The sequence below is a fragment of the Candidatus Limnocylindrales bacterium genome (genome assembly GCA_035559535.1).
GTDB lineage: Bacteria > Moduliflexota > Moduliflexia > Moduliflexales > JAUQPW01 > JAUQPW01.
On sequence record DATMBG010000010.1, the window covers coordinates 72,496 to 90,358 of the forward strand.

Here is a 17,863-nt window from a genome sequence, read left to right on the forward strand (position 1 = left end):
CTTTATGGATTATAGATAGATTGAAGAAGGACCATGGAAGTGTGGGAGTATAGGAGTATGGAAGTATGGAAGTGTAGAGGAATATATCCCTACACTCCCATACCCCCACACTCTCCTACCCCCATACTTTCATGGTCCTTTGAAAATCTATGTAACCCCTATATAGGGGAGTCTAAATCCTTCGACTTTTCTAAATTTTCTTCTTTTTGTGTTTTAGGTAAACGTGGATAAGGTTTATATTTAGTAAATTTAATAGCAAAAAAGTAACCATAAACGGCCAGGGCCAGCCCTAAGATAAAAGCTATCACCATGAAAATATTTCTCCACATAACTTTCCTCTACCGTTGCGGGAGAGTCGATTCCACCGATTAATTAAAAATGGTTCCTGAGAAGTTAAGACATCTTTCCTTACCATTCCTTTTAAATTTCCGGCTTTACCTCCTGTTTTATTTAAGTATGAACTGGGCAGTTGGGTCTTGTCAAGTTTATTCCCGATTTCCCCAGTTTAATGAAACTAAAGCCTTTCAACACCTGGAGCAACAGGTTCGTTTTGGACCTCGAAATCCAGGCTCCCGAGGACATGAACTCACCAGGAATTATCTGATCACCCAGCTCAAGTCCTATACTCCCCGGGTCGAGTTCCAGGATTTTAGCTTTAAAGAAGGAGAAATCCACTACACCTTAACAAATATTATAGGTATTTTTGGCCCGGATAAGCCGTCCCCACAGAAATCCAGTTATATTCTGGCTGCGCACTGGGATACACGTCCCTGGGCCGATCAAGATCCGAATCCCGATAATCACAGGAAACCCATTCCCGGAGCTAATGATGGGGCTTCGGGTGTTGCCGTACTCCTTGAAATGGCCAGACTCTTTGCGCAACAGCAGCCGGACAGACGGGTCATTGTAGTTTTCTTCGATGGAGAAGATCTTGGGAAGACTTATAGACCGGGAGAAGAGATGAACAACAACTGGCTTTTGGGATCTAAATACTTTGCTCGTCATATCGGTTCTTATAAAACAGATTATGGAATTGTGTTGGACATGATCGGGGATCAGAACCTGGATATTTACAAAGAGAAATTGTCACTGGATCGGGCACCCGGTTTAGTAGATAAGATCTGGGGTATCGCAGAAAAGCTCGGATACAAGGAATTCCGCAAAGAACCGGGGACTTTCATTTTTGATGATCACTGGTCTTTAAATTTTCTGGCGGGAATTCCTTCCGTAGATTTGATTGATCTGGATTATCCTTACTGGCATACCTTGGACGATACCCCGGACAAATGTAGTCCCCGAAGTTTAAAGGTTGTTGGAGATGTTCTGATTCATTTGATATACGGAGAGTAAAGGGGAATCTCCGTGGTTTTTCCTTGACGGTTAAACAAAAAGCCTGTTATATAGCTTATCGGTTAATTGGGTTAATCTGGGGAGGAATGGCGTATGCGTAAACGAATTCATTTTTCTGTTTGGTATTTATTGGGAGTTTTTCTTCTTCTTGCCATCGTTCATGGTTTTGTTAACTCCCAAAGTGCCGAACAGATCCCTTACAGCAAATTTAAAGAGTATCTGAATAAAGGTCGGGTTAAGTCTGTTTATATTGGAGTCGATATCATTCACGGCGAGGTTATAAGCGAGGAAGGGGGTCGGAAGGGAAAACCTTTTGTGGTGGCCAAAGTAGACGATCCGGATCTTGTAAGGGAGTTGGAAAAGAATAAGGTAGAATATGCCGGACAGTTTGAGAACCCCTGGGTCAAGGAACTGGTCTCCTGGGTTCTTCCTATGTTGATTCTCTTTGCTGTATGGATCGTTGTTTTCAAAAAAGTCGGACCCGGGGGGAGTATAATGTCGTTTGCGAAAACGAAAGCGAAGCTTTATTCTAAAGATGAAACGAACGTAACCTTTGATGACGTGGCCGGTGTCGAAGAAGCCAAAGAAGAGCTCATAGAGCTAATTGACTTTTTAAAAAATCCGGAAAAGTTTCGAAATCTTGGAGGTAGAGTTCCCAAGGGGTTTCTTCTGATCGGCCCACCGGGAACTGGTAAGACTTTATTGGCCAGGGCGGTAGCCGGAGAGGCCAAAGTACCTTTTTTCAGTATGAGCGGATCCGAGTTTGTTGAGATGTTTGTAGGGGTAGGAGCCGCCAGGGTTCGGGATCTTTTTCATCAGGCCCAGCAAAAGGCTCCCTGTATTATTTTTATTGATGAACTGGATGCCCTGGGTAAGACCCGGGGTGGGAGCTCCATCGGTGGTCATGATGAACGGGAACAGACCTTGAACCAGCTTTTGGTAGAGATGGATGGATTTGATTCCCGAAAAGGGATCATTGTTATGGCTGCAACGAACCGTCCTGAGATTTTGGATCCGGCTCTGCTACGACCTGGGAGATTCGATCGTCAAATTTTAGTAGACCGTCCGGATATCAATGGTCGAGAAAAAATTCTTCAGGTCCATGCCCGGCAGGTAAAATTAGGAAAAGAGGTGGATCTCCGCGTTATAGCCTCTCGAACCCCTGGGTTTGTGGGGGCAGATCTGGCCAATGTAGTCAATGAAGCGGCTCTGTTGGGGGCTCGACGGAATAAATCTGAGGTCGGTATGCCGGAACTTGAAGAAGCCATAGATCGCGTGGTTGCAGGATTGGAAAAGAAAAGCCGGATTATGAGTAAAAAGGAAAGGGAAATCGTGGCCTACCATGAATCTGGTCATGCTTTGGTGGCCGCCTTTCTTCCCCATACTGACCCGGTTCATAAAGTTTCGATTATTCCCCGGGGTATTGCCGCCCTGGGCTATACCCAGTACCTGCCCGGGGAAGATCGCTATTTAATGACAAAATCCGAACTCCTCGATCGGCTTTGTGTAGCTCTGGGAGGCCGGGTAGCCGAAGAGATCATCTTCGGTGAGGTTTCGACCGGGGCCCATGACGACCTCCAAAAGGCTACCCAGATTGCCCGAAGAATGGTCAAAGAATTTGGTATGAGTGAGCGGTTGGGGCTCGTAACCTTTGAACGGGAAAGAAAATCTCTATTTTTAGATAATGGATTAGGAGTTGGAAAAGACTATAGCGAGCAAACGGCCTATGAAATAGACCTGGAGGTCAAGAGACTTATCGATGAAACCTATGATCGGGTCAAGGAGATTCTGGAAACCCATCGAGATAAACTAGAGCACCTGGCTAAAGTTTTGTTGGAAAAGGAGGTTGTGGAAGGCGAGGAGTTTAAACGCATTATCGCTTTGTAATTCGTCTGTTGCCCATTGTCTGTTGTCCATTGTTTTCTGAGGTAGGGTAAAAGGCTTGAGTTAATTTAACCGGGCAGAGAAAACCCAAAGGGGTTACCCTAAACCCGCAACGGACAACGGACAGCGGACAATGGACAACCCAGGTGATACCTAAGACCCTCTTCTTTTTATTGCTTGAAATTGTTTTAGTTGTCTGTCAGGCCTGTACGGCAAAAAAAGCCCCTCCTCCCTTTGTAATTCCAAATATTGTGGATGCAACCATTTCTTTAAAGGATGTTCCTTCAGATTTTGTTCTTAACCCGAAAACAAATACCCTTTATGTGGCTTATAGTCAAATTCCGGAAATTGCTGTCGTGGACTTGACTAACCGGAATGTCCTTCGTACCATTTCTCTTCGCCAACCGGCCAGTGCTTTGGTCCTTAATTCTGAAGATAACCTTCTCTATCTTCTCAGCCTGAAGCCTCCTCTTTTTCAGGTCGTTCATTTAGAAAACGATACGATTCTGCCGGCCCTTTTATTACCCCATAAACCTACCTCCATGGCGACCAATCCAACAACCCATAAAATCTACATAACCCATCAAAACGATGAAAAGGTTTCCGTGATCGATGGGCTTACCTATCAAGTTACAACCGAAATCAAAGTCGGCTCTAAACCGACCGGAATTGCCATAAACTCGCGAACCAATCAGATTTATGTGGCCAACACCGAAGACGATACCCTATCGGTTATCGATGGGGAAAGCGATAAAGTTATTGCAACGATTCCCGTAGAAAGTAGGCCTTCCCATTTGGTGGTTAATCCCCTAACTAAAAAGATTTATGTTACCAATTCCCGGAGTAACACGCTCTCTGTAATCAACGGGGATACTCATAAAGTGGATGGGATTCTGGCCGTTGAAGAAAGTCCTTATGGAATGGACCTTAACCTAAAAAATAACTTACTCTATGTGGCCAACCGGAAGAGCCAGACTATTTCGGTGATTAACAGTCTTTCCAATCGGATTTTAACCGCCTTTCCCGCAGGGCGTGACCCTCTTAAACTGGTTATTAACCCGGAAACGAACGATCTTTACTTTACCAACAAAGGCCAATCTCTCATTTTGATGGTTCACATTCAGGTGAAATGAAGGTAAGAGAAAACAGAGATCAGGAGTCCGGAGTTAGAAGGTAAAAAGATCTTCCGGTTTCTGACTCCTGACCTTTCGTTTTATGAGACAGTCCTTATATCGACCAACCCTCCAGGATGTTCTGCAGGCAAAGAAAATTATAGCTCGATATCTGTTAAGAACGCCACTCCATTACTATGCTTCCCTCTCCCAGCTGTTGGGAGCCGAAGTCTATGTAAAACATGAAAATCATCAGCCTATTGGAGCTTTTAAGATTCGAGGGGGTATTTATCTTCTCTCTCAGTTGAGCCCGGAAGAGCGAAGTCGGGGGGTTATCACAGCCTCTTCAGGAAATCACGGGCAATCCATCGCCTATGCCTCCAAACTTTTCGGGGTGAGAGCGATCATTGTGTGTCCTGAAAATGCCAACCCAGATAAAATGGAAGCCATAAAAAATATGGGAGCCGAACTCCTCTTCCATGGGAGAGAGTTCGATGATTCTCGGATTTATGCCGAACAAATCGCCCAAGAAAAGGGTTACCGATATATCCATGCCGGAGATGAGCCATTGTTGATTGCTGGCGTAGGAACGATTCATCTGGAAATCCTGGAAGACCTGCCCAATGCCGAAGTGATCATTACCCCCATTGGAGGCGGAAGTGGGGCTGCGGGGGCCTGTACGGTGGTTAAAGCGATTAACCCGGCGATACGAGTTATCGGAGTTCAGGCTGAACAGGCCCCCGCGGTCTATCTCTCCTGGAAGGAGGGGCGTGAGGTGATTCGTCCTTCTATGACTTCTTTTGAAGGTCTGGCAACTCGATCCCCGTTTAAACTTCCCCTGGGAATTTTGAGGGATTTTCTGGATGATTTTTTAGTGGTGAGTGAAGAGGAGATTGAACGGGCCATTTTAATCCTGTTAGAAAAAACCCACAATCTGGTAGAGGGAGCCGGAGCTTCTCCGCTGGCGGCGGCCTTAAAAATTCGAGAGTCCCTGGTCGGGAAAAAAGTGGTTCTCGTTATGAGTGGCGGAAATATAACCCTTTCCGGGCTACGGAACCTGTTAATAAAACATCTGAAGTAGAAAATGTTTGACAAATTTTAAGGAAATCACTATGCTGTATTTTGTGTTTGTCCCTAACATTATATAGCTTCAGACAGATTACCCCGCCTTTTTTAGGTAAGGACCTGATGAACTTCCTCCTGAGAAAACTGGTGGCTTTACTTCTGAAACTATATAATTCTTTCTTAACGTCTTTAAATGTATCAGCTCAGGGCATGAAAGATCCCTACGGGTCAGTTCATTTCCATGGGCTGAAGATCGACTCTTTGAAGGAGATGTTCATGCAAAGAATTATCCGTGCTGGCTTAGTCTTTGCCTTGGTTTTTACTCTGGGAGGGCTGATGATCTTAGCCCAGGAATCCCAAAAAACAACCGAACCTCAACAAAATCCTCCAGAAGCTCCAAAATCCGAAGCTGCCAAATCCGGAATCGCTGCCAAGGTTAACGACCATGTCATTACTACCGAGGAGGTAGATTTCTTTTTGAATCGAGTTTTATCCAGGCTCAAAGCCAGGAATCAAGGCCAGGAGGTGCCTCCTGAACGGGTAGCCGAGGTCCGCAAGGATTTGATCAACCGGCTTATTACCCAGGAAGTCCTCCTCCAGGAAGCCCAAAAAGAAAACGTGACGGTTTCCGATGAAGAGGTCAACGAAGCCGTTACCGCCATTCAAAATCAAGGCACCGATGTGGAGTTGGATAAATTAAAACCTCTGGTGACCAAAAACCTCATTGTGGATAAGCTGGTCCAACAAAATATCATCTCTAAAGTCGATATAAGTGATCAGCAGGCCGAAGAGTATTACAAGGACAAGGAAGAGCAATTTAAACATCCAGAACAGGTTAAAGCCAGCCATATTTTAATTCGGGTTGATCCCAATGCCCCTCCAGAAAAGAAAGAAGAAGCCAAAAAGAAAATCAACCAGGTGTTAAATGAAGCAAAGTCCGGTAAAGATTTTACGGAACTGGCCAAGAAGTACTCGGAAGAGCCTGGTGCTGCGGAAACCGGTGGAGATCTTGGATACTTTGGTCGCGGCGCGATGGTCCCTCCCTTTGAAGAAGCCGCCTTTAAATTGAAACCAGGAGAAATAAGCGATATCGTGGAAACCCAATTCGGCTACCATATCATCAAGCTTACAGATCGGCGAGAAGCCGGAGTGACTCCCTTCCCGGAAGTTAAAGAAGATATCAAATCCAATCTCAAACAAGAACGGATTCGCGAAGAGGTTACCAAATGGATTGAAGAGCTTAAATCCAAGGCCAAAATCGAGGTGGTAGAAAACCCGAAATAGGACGGACTGCAAGCGCGGTTTTTTCTCTTGACAAACGAAGGCTTCCATTCTATCAATACCTTTGTACCCTGGTTCATAATCTCATTTTCACAATTTCCTTTTAGAGTTGTTAACAGAATGGAAACAACCAACCAAGGAGGTGCTTAATGATGAGCCCAAAAGCCTTTGCGAAGCGTATTGTAACCTTGGGGATAGCCCTGGGGATGCTGGGAGTCTTCGGAACTTATGTAACCTATGCTGGTAATTTAGAACCCATTAAAACCAAGACCCACCTTAAAGTGGGAGATCCGGCCCCTGACTTTACCTTACCAGCTTCCATGCCTCTGGATGGAAAAGATAAAATTACCCTGTCTGATTTTAAGGGAAAAAAGAACGTAGTTCTTTCGTTCCATGTTTTGGACTGGACCCCCACCTGAACCCAGCAGGTTTCTTCATTCCAGAAAGAATTATCTCGGTTTGAAGAAAAAAATGCCCAGGTACTGGGTATCAGTGCAGACAGCGTATTTGCACATAAGGTATGGGCGGAATCTTTGGGTCTAAAATATCCTCTACTGAGTGATTATAACAATGAAGTAGCTAAGAAATACGGGATTTTCCGTAATGAGGATTTTGCAGGAACGGCCAGGATTCCCAACGAACGGGCCATTTTTGTCGTTGATAAAAATGGAATTATCCAGTACGTCAATGTAGGGCCGATTACAGAAGTACCCAATGTGGAAGAGGTATTAAAAGTGTTGGATACCTTGAAATAAAAGATCTCCATTTCTGTAAGTTTCCCTTATTAAGATCTTTACTTATAAGAAGCCGATGTTTAAAAACATCGGCTTTTTTTGTAAAAGAGGAAAGACCCTTCCTCTTTGCCCCCCGGTTTTGTTTTAGAATGGAACATCCTTCCCTGACTGGCTTAAAATGGAACTGGTTGACGAAAATTATCCTTTTACCGGAAAAGGGCTTAGGGATGAAGTTGGAATGTGTCAATAACGAACTTGCAAGTGTCTTCAGAAGGATTCCCCTGACCCCTTTCCTATTTTCCCTCATTCCCTCAACGGTGGGATAAAAGGGCCAAAATCCTAAAATATCCTCCGATAGGTATAAAGTTTGCAGGATTTAAGGTGACAAATGATAATTTGGCTGCTGAGTTACGTTTGTTCTTCTATGAGTGCGGCGGAAATGGTATTCAGCAGCCGCTTTATCATTAACTAGGAAGGACATCCTCCCAGAGGGATTTTTTATCAACTTCCTGAAGTGTTGGAGGAAAGCTATGAAATATTAAGCCAGAAACTGAATTATTCCTCTAACAAAGTGATAGAAGTAAAGGTGCAGAGTACGACAGCGAGTTCTATCCGGTCAGCGAGTAAACCGGGTGGGCGGCCGTTACCTATAAGGTCTCCCCTATAGTTCTTCAACCCCTTAAGATGCTGCGAAAGAAAGGCATTTTACATTTGACGCTCTTTCCTCAACTAACCCAGATACTTGTTCATAAAATTTCTCGAGGATGCGGTCCTTTCTGGCTTCATGGGGCTTTAACCCTCCACTTTTCTGGAGAAGGTCTGACCTTGCTGAGAAGGTATAAAAGTCGGCTCCTGGAAGGAAGGAATACCCCTGGCATAATACCTCTCCTGTCTATTGGCGTCCTTGAAGAGAATTTAAAAAATCGGAAGGAGCAAAAATCATCTGAATTGGCTTACTTACAAGCTTATGTATTATTCCGGTGCCTGCTTAAGCACAAGAAGGAAATAAAAAGACTTCTTGACAAATTAAATGAAATTGATACAAAAGGTACGGACTCTTCTCCAGATGGCTTTTTGAGAGGGGAAAGCCTTCTGGCTGGCTGTAAACTTGATTCATCCAATTCCGGAAGTTCATGAAATCACGTTGACTTTTCCAAGATTCAGTAGTAAGATATGATATCTTGGTAAAGATGGTGAAAAATGAACTTTGCGTAAAAGGAGTGTAGCTATGTTTTATAAATTAATGACTGTAAATGACTTGAAAGATTATTTACGTTTAGATAGAAGGACCTTATATAGACTGATTAAAGAAAACCGCATTCCGGCTATTAAAGTAAGTGGTCAATGGAGATTCCGTAAAGAGCAAATCGATGAATGGTTGGAAAACCAGCAAAATCTACCCAAACAGGATCTCAGACCCAAAAAAAGAATTCTCGTAGTGGATGATGAAGAAGAAGTTCGAGATGTCATTCAGAAAGCCCTTTCCAAATCTGGTGAGTATCGAGTCGATACGGCCAGCAGTGGCAGTCAGGCTTTAGACCTCCTCCAAAAATCTACTTATCATTTGATGTTTGTCGATATTAAAATGCCCGGTATGGATGGTTTAGAGCTCATTAAAAAGGCAAAGGATCTCCATAAAGATATTAAAACGGTGGTTATAACCGGTTATCCTTCGAAAGAAAATGCCATTGAAGCCCTTAACCTGGGAGTGACCAGCTATCTGGAAAAGCCTCTGGACGACATCAATCAGGTTCTTCATGTAACCAACAGGATTTTTGAGCCGTCTCTTAATTAAGCTGTTTCGATAAAAACCCTTTACAGCTAAAAACAATTAAAGTCGCTGCTATGATACAGACCCTACAGGGTATAGTAGCGACTTTATTTGTTTTGGGCTGCTGCCAGTACACTGTTACCTTAATTTTGACCTCATAGGACTGCTTTCACTCCCCAGCTCCCCTAGCCCCCAGTTCCCCCTCTGTAGGGGCGGGAGGCCTCCCGCCCCTACTGGGGGGACAGGGGGTGAGGGGAGAGGGGCCGGGGGTGAAGGACCACTTAAACGTTAAACAAAACTAAATAAACAATGTACTAGCCGGTAAATTATTTATAATAAAAATTTTCCCATCGGATCCCCTCCTTTCACCCGGCTAAATTAATTTTCTAAAGTACCCCTGAGGGGGAAGCATTTTTTGTTCCTTTCTAAAGAATTCATCCCTGGCTGTTTTAGTGTTTCCACCCTTGACAGAGCGAGGGTTTAACCCGATAATGAAATAGCATCTTACGACACTTTTCTTTTGGGATATCTCTTAATCTGGCAAAGTTTTCTTTGCCGGGTTGAGGAAAAGGAGATAGAAAATGTCCACCATATATCCTGTTCAAAATCAGGTTGTTATTCCCTGGGTGGTTGAAGAAACCGGACGAGGTGAGCGAACCTACGATATTTATTCACGATTATTAAAAGATCGAATCATTTTCTTAGGAACTCCCATAGACGATAATATTGCCAATGTTATTATTGCCCAGATGCTTTTTTTAGAAGCCGAGGATCCGGATAAGGACATCCATCTTTACATTAACAGTCCTGGAGGGTGGGTTACTTCCGGTTTAGCCATTTATGATGCCATGCAATATATCAAACCGGATGTTTCCACCATCTGTGTAGGTCAGGCGGCAAGTATGGGGGCTGTCCTCCTGGCTGCCGGGACTAAAGGGAAACGATTTGCTCTTCCCCATGCGAGGATTATGCTCCATCAACCCTCTGGAGGGTTTGAGGGGCAGGCTTCGGATATTGCCATTCAAGCCCGGGAAATCCTTCGGATTCGGGAAGCCCTCAACGAGATTCTCTACCGCCACACTGGACAGTCTCTGGACAAAATCCGGGCTGACACCGAGCGAGATTACTTCATGTCCCCGGAGCAGGCTATCGAATATGGAATCATTGATAAAATGATCGAACGGAAGTAAAGATGTTCTGAGTCTGTAGTCCGTTGTTAAAAGCTGGTGGTAGCAAACAACGGAAAACGGGCAAAAAAATTGAAGCTTAAAAAGGGAGACCTGCTAACCTTAACGATCACCGATCTGGCTTTTGGAGGAGAAAGTGTTGCCAGAACGGAAGATAATCTGGTTGTCTTTGTGAAAGGGGGCCTTCCCGGGGAAGAGGTTCGGGTACAGATTACCCGATGTAAAGGTCGTTTTGTAGAAGGGAAGGTCCTTGAGATACTTCACCCCTCTCCTTTTCGGGTCCAGGCGCGTTGTAAACACTTTGGGCCGTGTGGAGGATGTACCTGGCAGGATCTTTACTATCCGGAGCAGTTGAAATTTAAGCAAAAACAGGTTCAGGATGCCCTAGTTCGTATCGGGAAGTTAACCGATTTTTCTATAAACCCCATGGTCGGAATGTCTCCAGAGCCCTGGTATTATCGTAACAAAATGGAATATACCTTTGGCTATGATGAACAGGGTCAATTGATTTTGGGCCAGCATCGCTCCGGTTATTGGGATCAATTGGTGGATATCGAAACCTGCTGGCTCCAATCTCCAACCAGCAATAAGATCCTGAACCTTTGTAAAGAATTTGCCAGAAGGCATGGATTGACGGCCTATTCCAGTAAAACCCACCAGGGTCTCCTGCGGCATTTAGTTATCCGGGAAGGAAAAAATACCGGAGAGATCATGGTAAACCTGGTTACTTCGGGCGAAAATTTCCCTCAGCTCCCTGAGCTGGTTCAAGTCCTCACCTCTCAAGTTCCTGAAATCACCTCCATGGTTTTAAATGTAAATCGGCGTATCGGTGAAACCAGCCAGGGCGAGGAGGAGAAAGTTCTATGGGGGCGACCCACTATACGTGAAATTGTTAACGGCCTTGAATTTGAAATCTCGGCCAACAGCTTTTTTCAAACCAATACCCGACAGGCCGAAAGGCTATACCGTTTCGTGCTGAATATGGCCGAGGTGCATGAGGGCTCTGTGGTTCTGGATCTATACTGCGGTACGGGAGCCATTGCGCTTCACCTGGCTCCTCGGGTCAAGGAAGTCCATGGGATAGAAATCAATCCCATGGCTGTTGAAAATGCGCGACTCAATGCCCAGAAAAACCGAATTGAGAACGTTTTTTTCTACTGTGGGGAAGTCAAGAAAGTCCTTCGTACCCTCCCCTTTTATCCGGATTTGATCGTGGTGGATCCCCCCCGGGATGGATTAAACAGAAAGGTTATTCAGGCAATGATAACCAAAGGACCTTCCCAAATCATCTACGTTTCTTGTAATCCGACCACGCTGGCACGGGATTTAAAAGATATCTGTGAAGCTGGTTATAAAATTTCTCAAATCCAGCCCATCGATATGTTTCCGCATACGTTTCATATTGAAACTATTGTATCCCTTGTCCGTTGTCTGTCGCCCGTTGCAAGCCGTTCCTTACAACCTTCAACGGATAACCCCCAACGGATAACGGATCCTTAAAAATTGATCTTCTTTTTCCTTCTCCTGATCCTTTTATCTTCTACAGGTTGTGGCCAATCTGGACAGTCTGGAACCGATAATCAGATTACGGTTGGAATTTCCCAGGAGCCGGACAGCCTGGATCCTCTGTTTGGAGAAATGGCCGCATCCAGTGAGATTTTAGGAGCCGTTTTTCGCGGGTTAACGACCCGGAATGATAAATGGGAACTCCTCCCCGAGATTGCCAGGGATATTCCTTCCCTAACCACGGGTTCCTGGGAGCGGCTGCCTGGAGATAAAATGAGAACCACCTGGCATCTCAAAGAAGGGGTCAAGTGGGAAGACGGACAGCCTGTAACGGCAGAGGATTTTATCTTTGCCCATCAGGTTATTATGGATGATCGGGTTCCGGTCATTTCCAGAGATTTAGACCGCCGGATCGAGAAAATGGAAGCTCCAGACCCTTTAACCCTGGTTGTTACCTGGAAAGAGCTTTATGCCTATGCCAATGAGGGGCATGCCCTGCTTCCCAAACATATTCTGGAACCTGTTTACCAGAAGGATCCTACCAAGTACCATGAATCCTTTTTTAATACCAAGCCGATGGGGAACGGACCTTTTAAAGTAACCCAATGGGAACCCGGGAATTTCCTGATTCTGGAGAAAAATCCTAACTTCTTTGGGGAGTCCTCGAAGTTTAACAAGATTATCTACCGAATCATTCCCGACACCAATACCCTCCTGGCCAATTTGGAATCTCGAACCATTGATGCTGTCTCTCCTACCGGCCTTTCCTTTGACCAGGCTTTAGATTTTCAGAAACGAAAAGGGAATGACTTTAAGGTCATCTTCGTTCAAGGGTTAGTCTGGGAGCACATCGACATGAACCATGACCATCCCATTTTCAAAGATAAGAGGGTTCGCCAGGCTTTGTTATATGCAGTGGATCGAGAGAAAATGGTCCAGACTCTTTTTGAAGGGAAGCAAGAAGTAGCCCATAGCTGGCTCCCCCCTCGGCATTACGGATATTACGCCGATGTGAAGAAATATCCCTATGATCTAGAGAAAGCCCGAAAATTACTTGAAGAGGCCGGATGGAAAGAGGGGCCGGATGGAATTCGTGTCAACGAAAAAGGAGAGAAGCTCAGCCTGATCATCATGACCACGGCAGGGAATAAGATCCGGGAACGGGTTGAGGAAATTCTTCAGGCCGACTGGAAAAAGGCCGGAATCGATCTGGAAATCAAGAATCAGCCGGCCAAAGTTTTCTTCGGTGATACGTTACGATATCGCAAATTCCCCCACCTGGCCATGTATGCCTGGATTATAGGCCCTACCTCGGATGGAGAATCCCTTTGGACGATTAAAAATATTCCTTCTCCTGAAAATAACTGGCAGGGGCAAAACCAGGGTGGATTTCGTCATCCGGAAATAGATCGGATTGATAACCTGGTTCCTAAAACTTTGGATGAAAAGGAACGGAAGGCCCTTCTGGCTCAAGAACAGCAAATATGGGCCGAGGAATTACCTTCTCTTCCCCTTTATTTCCGTATGGACGTTTCTGCAACCCGAAAAGATCTCCATAACTGGCTCGTGACGGGTACCGATACCCCGGTCACCTGGAATGCCGAGCAATGGTATTTTGCTAAATAACTGTGTTTACCTATCTTCTTCACCGTCTGATCCAGATGGTCATTGTCTTATTCCTCCTCTCGCTGGGAACCTATTACCTGCTCGGCCTGATGCCCGGGGATCCTGTGGAGTTACTTATTACCTCCAATCCGAAGGTTAAACCGGAAGATATCCAGCGGTTGAAAAAAGTTTATGGGTTGGATCAGCCCATTTACATCCGCTACTTCAAATGGTTGAAACAGGTCACCCTGGAGGGAGACCTGGGGTTCTCCCGTACGTATAAAAAACCCACTTCGGAGATTTTGAAAATCCGTATCTGGAACACCCTCAAGCTCATGACTTTATCCTTCCTGTTGAGTTTAATAATTGCAATTCCCATCGGAGTTTATTCTGCCATCCAACAATACTCTACCTTTGATTATTTTGCAAATCTCATGGCTTTTCTCGGCATTTCGGTGCCGACTTTCTGGTCAGGAATCCTGGCGATCCTATTCTTTTCCGTTCAGCTTCAATGGTTTCCGGCCGGAGGCATGTTCACCATCGGGATAGACTCCTGGCTGGATCAGCTTAAGTATCTGATTCTTCCTACTGTTGTTCTCAGCATCGAGAGTATCAGTGGTTGGAGCCGTTATATCCGATCCAGCATGTTAGAAGTGCTCCACGAGGACTATATACGAACAGCCCGGGCCAAGGGGGTTTCAGAGAAAAAAATAATTTTTTATCATGCCTTTAGAAATGCCCTGATTCCAACCGTTACCATTCTCGCCCTTTCCATCCCGGGTCTTTTTAGCGGAGCCCTTATCACAGAGACGATTTTTGCCTGGCCCGGAATGGGGCGACTTCTCTACGATTCCGTCATGGGAAGTGACTATTATGTAGCCATGCTCTGTTTTTTATCCTTGGGATTTCTGACCTTGATTTTTAACTTTCTGGCCGATATCCTGTATGCCATTGTTGATCCCCGAATTCGGGTTTTGAAGGAGAGTACATGAGAAATATCCGATACCATCTTTCCCAAAGAAAGCGACTTTCCGGGTTCATCAAGGTAAGGAAGCAGACCAACCGGACCTGGGATCGATTTAAAACCCATCGGCTTGCCTTTGTAAGCTGGCTGATTCTTTTGATTCTTCTTACCCTCTCCTTTTCTGCACCCCTCTTCTCGAAATACGTGACCCATTACGAAATGAGTCAGGTAGATCTCTCGGCCAGTTTCAAGCCTATTTCTTTGAAGCATCCCTTTGGAACCGACGAGTTAGGTCGGGATGTGTTTACGCGTATTCTGTATGGCGGAAGGGTTTCTTTAATGGTGGGAATTACAGCAGCCCTGACGGCCACGATCATTGGAACCCTGATCGGAGCCGTGGCCGGTTATTACGGAGGGTGGCTGGATACGTTACTTATGCGCTTTACCGATACCATGATCTCCCTCCCCACGCTTCCTTTGATGATTATCCTGGCGGCTGTAGACCTTCCCAAGCATTTAAATTTAAAAGCTCTCCCCCTGGGGATCGATGTCAGCGTGCTCAATATCATCTGCATTGTGGTGATTTTCAGTTGGATGGGGGTGGCCCGGCTCGTTCGTGGCTCTGTACTCTCCCTTAAAGAGCGGGACTTTGTAACGGCAGCTCAGGCCCTGGGAATGTCCACCGGCCGAATTATCTTCGTTTATTTAATCCCCAACTGTATGGCCCCCATCATCGTCTCTGCAACTCTGGCCGTAGGAGGCAATATTCTCTATGAATCTGCCCTCAGCTTCCTGGGGCTTGGAATTCAACCCCCTGTTCCCAGTTGGGGGAATATGCTGAACAATGCCCAAGATTATCTGCGGAAAGCCCCTATGCTGGCTCTTTTCCCGGGTTTATTTATCCTGCTTACCGTGGTAAGTATTAACTTTCTCGGGGATGGACTCCGGGATGCATTGGATCCCCACTTCGTCCAGGGGCGTAAAAAAATAAACTATAATTAACTTGACAAGCTCGGGTTAACTCCAACATATTCTTCCTTAATGGAAATTACTTTATACCAAATCGGTATGGAAATGGGATGTAGAGTAGGAATCACTCCACCCTAACCCCCTCTGCCTGTGGGGAGAGAAGGAAGCGACTGCTTACGTAAGGGCCACGCAGAGTCGCCCCTCCCCAAGATGTAACCCCTTCAGAGGGACTGAATAGGAGGCAACCTATTCCATCAGAATGGGTATTAGTCGGTCGTACCCTTTTTATAAGGAGAAATTATGGAATTGATTAAACACTTCATCGATATTTTCTTGCATCTGGATGTACACTTAAATACCGTTATTCAAGAATATGGTATCTTAACTTATTTACTCCTTTACCTCATCGTTTTTTGTGAAACCGGTCTGGTTGTAACTCCCATCCTTCCCGGAGATTCCCTGCTTTTTGCTGCAGGAACCTTTGCAGCCAGCGGGTCCCTTCAACTTTCCTCCTTATTGATTCTCCTCAGCATTGCTGCAATAGCCGGTGATACGGTAAACTACTGGATAGGAAACTTTCTAGGCCCCAAGGTCTTCGGTCGTTTTTTAAATCAAGAGTATTTACATCGGACCGAGCGGTTTTATGAAAAGTACGGAGCGAAAACGATCATTTTAGCAAGATTCGTTCCAATTATCAGAACCTTTGCTCCCTTTGTGGCGGGGATTGGAAAGATGAATTACGGGCGATTTATCAGCTACAACGTGATAGGCGGAGTTGCCTGGGTTTTCATTTGTGTTTTTGCAGGCTACTTCTTCGGTAATATTCCCATCGTCCAAAAGAACTTTACCCTGGTTATTCTGGCTATTATTTTCATCTCAATTCTGCCTGGTCTCATTGAGGTCTGGCGTCAGCGCCAGCAAGTAAGTAGCCACCAGTAGTCGTTGAGGGAAATCCTGTCCGGTTAAATCTAAATAAGTGTTCTGCTTTCCCTTACCCCCGCACCCCATATGCGCCGGGTTAAGCTGCAAAGCTCCGTCAGGAGTGAACAATGGGGTAGCCCTCGACTTACGTCGAGGGATTCAGAAATGGAGCAGTCCACCCTAACCCTCTCCCCCTCTTCCCCCGCCAGCGAGGGGAAGGGAGGGTCGGCCTGCTTGAAGGCCCGCAAGGTACTAAAGGTACTATTTAAAGGGTTCAAAAGCTACGGCTCCGAAGCTTATGCCGGGAATTCCCAGGGCGGCTCCTTCTTCGTCATCATAAATATCAAATCTGTCAATATCTTGAGGGGTCGTGTGATCCCAGGTATTATTCCTGGCTTGAATGGGGTTAGGGGTGGTATTCCGAAGATCAAAGGTAATGTTTCCCTGAAGAACATTACCTCCCGAGCTTCCTCCTGAACCTCCTCCCAGGTCGGCGTTGGCATTTCCCTCGATGCGTACCCCATCTTGGGTGTTATTGGTAATGGTATTTCCACTGAGGGTCGGCGAGGAATTATCCTGACATAAAATTCCGGTATTTTTGCCGGTGATGGTATTCCCTGTAATCTTGGGTTTGGCACTCTGGCGGACTGTAATGCCGTTTCCTCCACTTCCTGTGATGGTATTGTTACTGATGGTAGCCGTAGAATTGCCATCACAATCAATTCCGTTGGGTGTTTGGATATTGTTATCGGTGATGGTAACCGAAGAACCCAGGCAACTTACCCCGGTTGTGGCTCCCTGGATCGTAAATCCGGTGATGGTACTGTTGTTGGCTCCAGCCACAGCTAAAGGGACTCCTGCATCGAGAATCGTTGCATTTTTATCCTCACCCTGGAGAATAATGCCCGATTTTAAAAAAATAGAAGGGCGACTCACGACGTGATAGGTTCCCCTGGCTGCCAGAACCGTACTTCCATTCGGTGCCGCGTCGATGGCCTTTTCAAGAGTTCGGTAAGGTTTCTCTGGAGACCCATCTCCGGCAATATCATCCCCGGAAACCGGATTTACATGGATGGTCTTTCCGGTTCCAGGTTCTATAATAAGGGGGGCATGATCACAGCCCGTTAAGGAAAATAATAAGAAACCGAATAAAAGCACATAACCTGAACGCCACCTAAAGAACATGCCTACCTCTCCCATGGGATCAGCGGGTACCCGGACCGTTTGTCGAAGCCTCAAACAAGCCCCTTCTGATACCCAATTAACTTTTGTAAAATCTATCTACGAAAAGAGATTGAAAGCGACAAAATTATAGCCAAAAAAAGGACATTTGTCAATCGCAAAGTTGTGGAAGTTCCCTTTTTCTTGACAACCCAGCAAGGACCGCTATAATAAATAAAATCTTTGAGGAAAGTCGTACACTGTTTACTTGATTTTGGCCTCATAGGGCTGCTTTCACTCCCCAGCTCCCCTCACCCCCATTCCCCCCTAGCCCCCCAGTTCCCCCTCTGTAG

At 45.6% G+C, this 17,863-nt stretch carries 16 protein-coding genes; 14 read left to right on the forward strand and 2 right to left on the reverse strand.

The features are described from left to right. Positions 1 to 158 precede the first annotated feature (158 nt). Positions 159 to 329 (reverse strand): hypothetical protein, encoded by a 171-nt coding sequence (locus VNM22_02695; protein HWP46048.1) that lies wholly within the window; start codon positions 327 to 329, stop codon positions 159 to 161. A gap of 127 nt (positions 330 to 456) precedes the next feature. On the opposite strand from VNM22_02695, the gene VNM22_02700 reads away from it, so the two are divergent. The 14 genes from VNM22_02700 to VNM22_02765 all read left to right on the forward strand — a co-directional run bounded on the left by VNM22_02700 (position 457) and on the right by VNM22_02765 (position 16,367). Then, positions 457 to 1,350: a M28 family peptidase gene (locus tag VNM22_02700; GenBank protein ID HWP46049.1), complete on the forward strand. Its 894-nt coding sequence runs from the start codon at positions 457 to 459 to the stop codon at positions 1,348 to 1,350. Between the two features lie 93 nt (positions 1,351 to 1,443). Next, positions 1,444 to 3,237 (forward strand): ATP-dependent zinc metalloprotease FtsH, encoded by a 1,794-nt coding sequence (gene ftsH / locus VNM22_02705; protein ID HWP46050.1) that lies wholly within the window; start codon positions 1,444 to 1,446, stop codon positions 3,235 to 3,237. Between the two features lie 143 nt (positions 3,238 to 3,380). Beyond that, positions 3,381 to 4,367, forward strand: a complete 987-nt coding sequence (locus VNM22_02710) for a YncE family protein (GenBank protein HWP46051.1) — start codon at positions 3,381 to 3,383, stop codon at positions 4,365 to 4,367. Positions 4,368 to 4,449: 82 nt separating this feature from the next. Then, complete coding sequence (locus tag VNM22_02715; GenBank protein HWP46052.1) at positions 4,450 to 5,427, forward strand: threonine/serine dehydratase; 978 nt, start codon at positions 4,450 to 4,452, stop codon at positions 5,425 to 5,427. 260 nt (positions 5,428 to 5,687) lie between these two features. Then, positions 5,688 to 6,695 carry a peptidylprolyl isomerase gene (locus tag VNM22_02720; GenBank protein HWP46053.1) on the forward strand — a complete coding sequence of 336 codons (1,008 nt, stop codon included), beginning with the start codon at positions 5,688 to 5,690 and terminating at the stop codon, positions 6,693 to 6,695. A 203-nt stretch (positions 6,696 to 6,898) separates the two neighbouring features. After that, positions 6,899 to 7,447 carry a peroxiredoxin gene (locus tag VNM22_02725; protein HWP46054.1) on the forward strand — a complete coding sequence of 183 codons (549 nt, stop codon included), beginning with the start codon at positions 6,899 to 6,901 and terminating at the stop codon, positions 7,445 to 7,447. 804 nt (positions 7,448 to 8,251) lie between these two features. Beyond that, positions 8,252 to 8,563 carry a hypothetical protein gene (locus VNM22_02730; GenBank protein HWP46055.1) on the forward strand — a complete coding sequence of 104 codons (312 nt, stop codon included), beginning with the start codon at positions 8,252 to 8,254 and terminating at the stop codon, positions 8,561 to 8,563. Positions 8,564 to 8,654: 91 nt separating this feature from the next. Then, on the forward strand, positions 8,655 to 9,221 hold the full coding sequence (locus VNM22_02735; GenBank protein HWP46056.1) for a response regulator: 567 nt from the start codon (positions 8,655 to 8,657) through the stop codon (positions 9,219 to 9,221). A gap of 557 nt (positions 9,222 to 9,778) precedes the next feature. Continuing rightward, complete coding sequence (gene clpP, locus VNM22_02740; GenBank protein HWP46057.1) at positions 9,779 to 10,387, forward strand: ATP-dependent Clp endopeptidase proteolytic subunit ClpP; 609 nt, start codon at positions 9,779 to 9,781, stop codon at positions 10,385 to 10,387. Between the two features lie 69 nt (positions 10,388 to 10,456). After that, positions 10,457 to 11,884: a 23S rRNA (uracil(1939)-C(5))-methyltransferase RlmD gene (rlmD, locus tag VNM22_02745; GenBank protein ID HWP46058.1), complete on the forward strand. Its 1,428-nt coding sequence runs from the start codon at positions 10,457 to 10,459 to the stop codon at positions 11,882 to 11,884. Positions 11,885 to 11,887: 3 nt separating this feature from the next. Next, positions 11,888 to 13,516: a peptide ABC transporter substrate-binding protein gene (locus tag VNM22_02750; protein ID HWP46059.1), complete on the forward strand. Its 1,629-nt coding sequence runs from the start codon at positions 11,888 to 11,890 to the stop codon at positions 13,514 to 13,516. A gap of 2 nt (positions 13,517 to 13,518) precedes the next feature. Then, a complete protein-coding gene (locus tag VNM22_02755; GenBank protein HWP46060.1) occupies positions 13,519 to 14,487 on the forward strand; it encodes an ABC transporter permease in 969 nt (322 codons plus the stop codon). Further along, on the forward strand, positions 14,484 to 15,461 hold the full coding sequence (locus tag VNM22_02760; GenBank protein HWP46061.1) for an ABC transporter permease: 978 nt from the start codon (positions 14,484 to 14,486) through the stop codon (positions 15,459 to 15,461). Before VNM22_02755 ends, VNM22_02760 begins: the two co-directional genes overlap by 4 nt. Positions 15,462 to 15,728: 267 nt before the next feature. Next, entirely contained in the window at positions 15,729 to 16,367 is a 639-nt protein-coding gene (locus VNM22_02765; protein HWP46062.1) for a DedA family protein, read from the forward strand. Positions 16,368 to 16,610: 243 nt separating this feature from the next. Here VNM22_02765 and VNM22_02770 read toward each other — a convergent pair whose 3' ends face one another. After that, complete coding sequence (locus VNM22_02770) at positions 16,611 to 17,588, reverse strand: DUF1565 domain-containing protein (GenBank protein ID HWP46063.1); 978 nt, start codon at positions 17,586 to 17,588, stop codon at positions 16,611 to 16,613. Positions 17,589 to 17,863: the final 275 nt, after the last annotated feature.

Excerpts from the sequence above, each read along its gene's own strand:
- VNM22_02720 (HWP46053.1), top strand. The coding sequence starts at position 5,688 with ATGCAAAGAATTATCCGTGCTGGCTTAGTCTTTGCCTTGGTTTTTACT.
- VNM22_02765 (HWP46062.1), top strand. The coding sequence starts at position 15,729 with ATGGAATTGATTAAACACTTCATCGATATTTTCTTGCATCTGGATGTA.
- ftsH (HWP46050.1), top strand. The coding sequence starts at position 1,444 with ATGCGTAAACGAATTCATTTTTCTGTTTGGTATTTATTGGGAGTTTTT.
- VNM22_02700 (HWP46049.1), top strand. The coding sequence starts at position 457 with ATGAACTGGGCAGTTGGGTCTTGTCAAGTTTATTCCCGATTTCCCCAG.
- VNM22_02695 (HWP46048.1), bottom strand. The coding sequence starts at position 329 with ATGTGGAGAAATATTTTCATGGTGATAGCTTTTATCTTAGGGCTGGCC.
- clpP (HWP46057.1), top strand. The coding sequence starts at position 9,779 with ATGTCCACCATATATCCTGTTCAAAATCAGGTTGTTATTCCCTGGGTG.
- VNM22_02760 (HWP46061.1), top strand. The coding sequence starts at position 14,484 with ATGAGAAATATCCGATACCATCTTTCCCAAAGAAAGCGACTTTCCGGG.
- VNM22_02715 (HWP46052.1), top strand. The coding sequence starts at position 4,450 with ATGAGACAGTCCTTATATCGACCAACCCTCCAGGATGTTCTGCAGGCA.
- VNM22_02735 (HWP46056.1), top strand. The coding sequence starts at position 8,655 with ATGTTTTATAAATTAATGACTGTAAATGACTTGAAAGATTATTTACGT.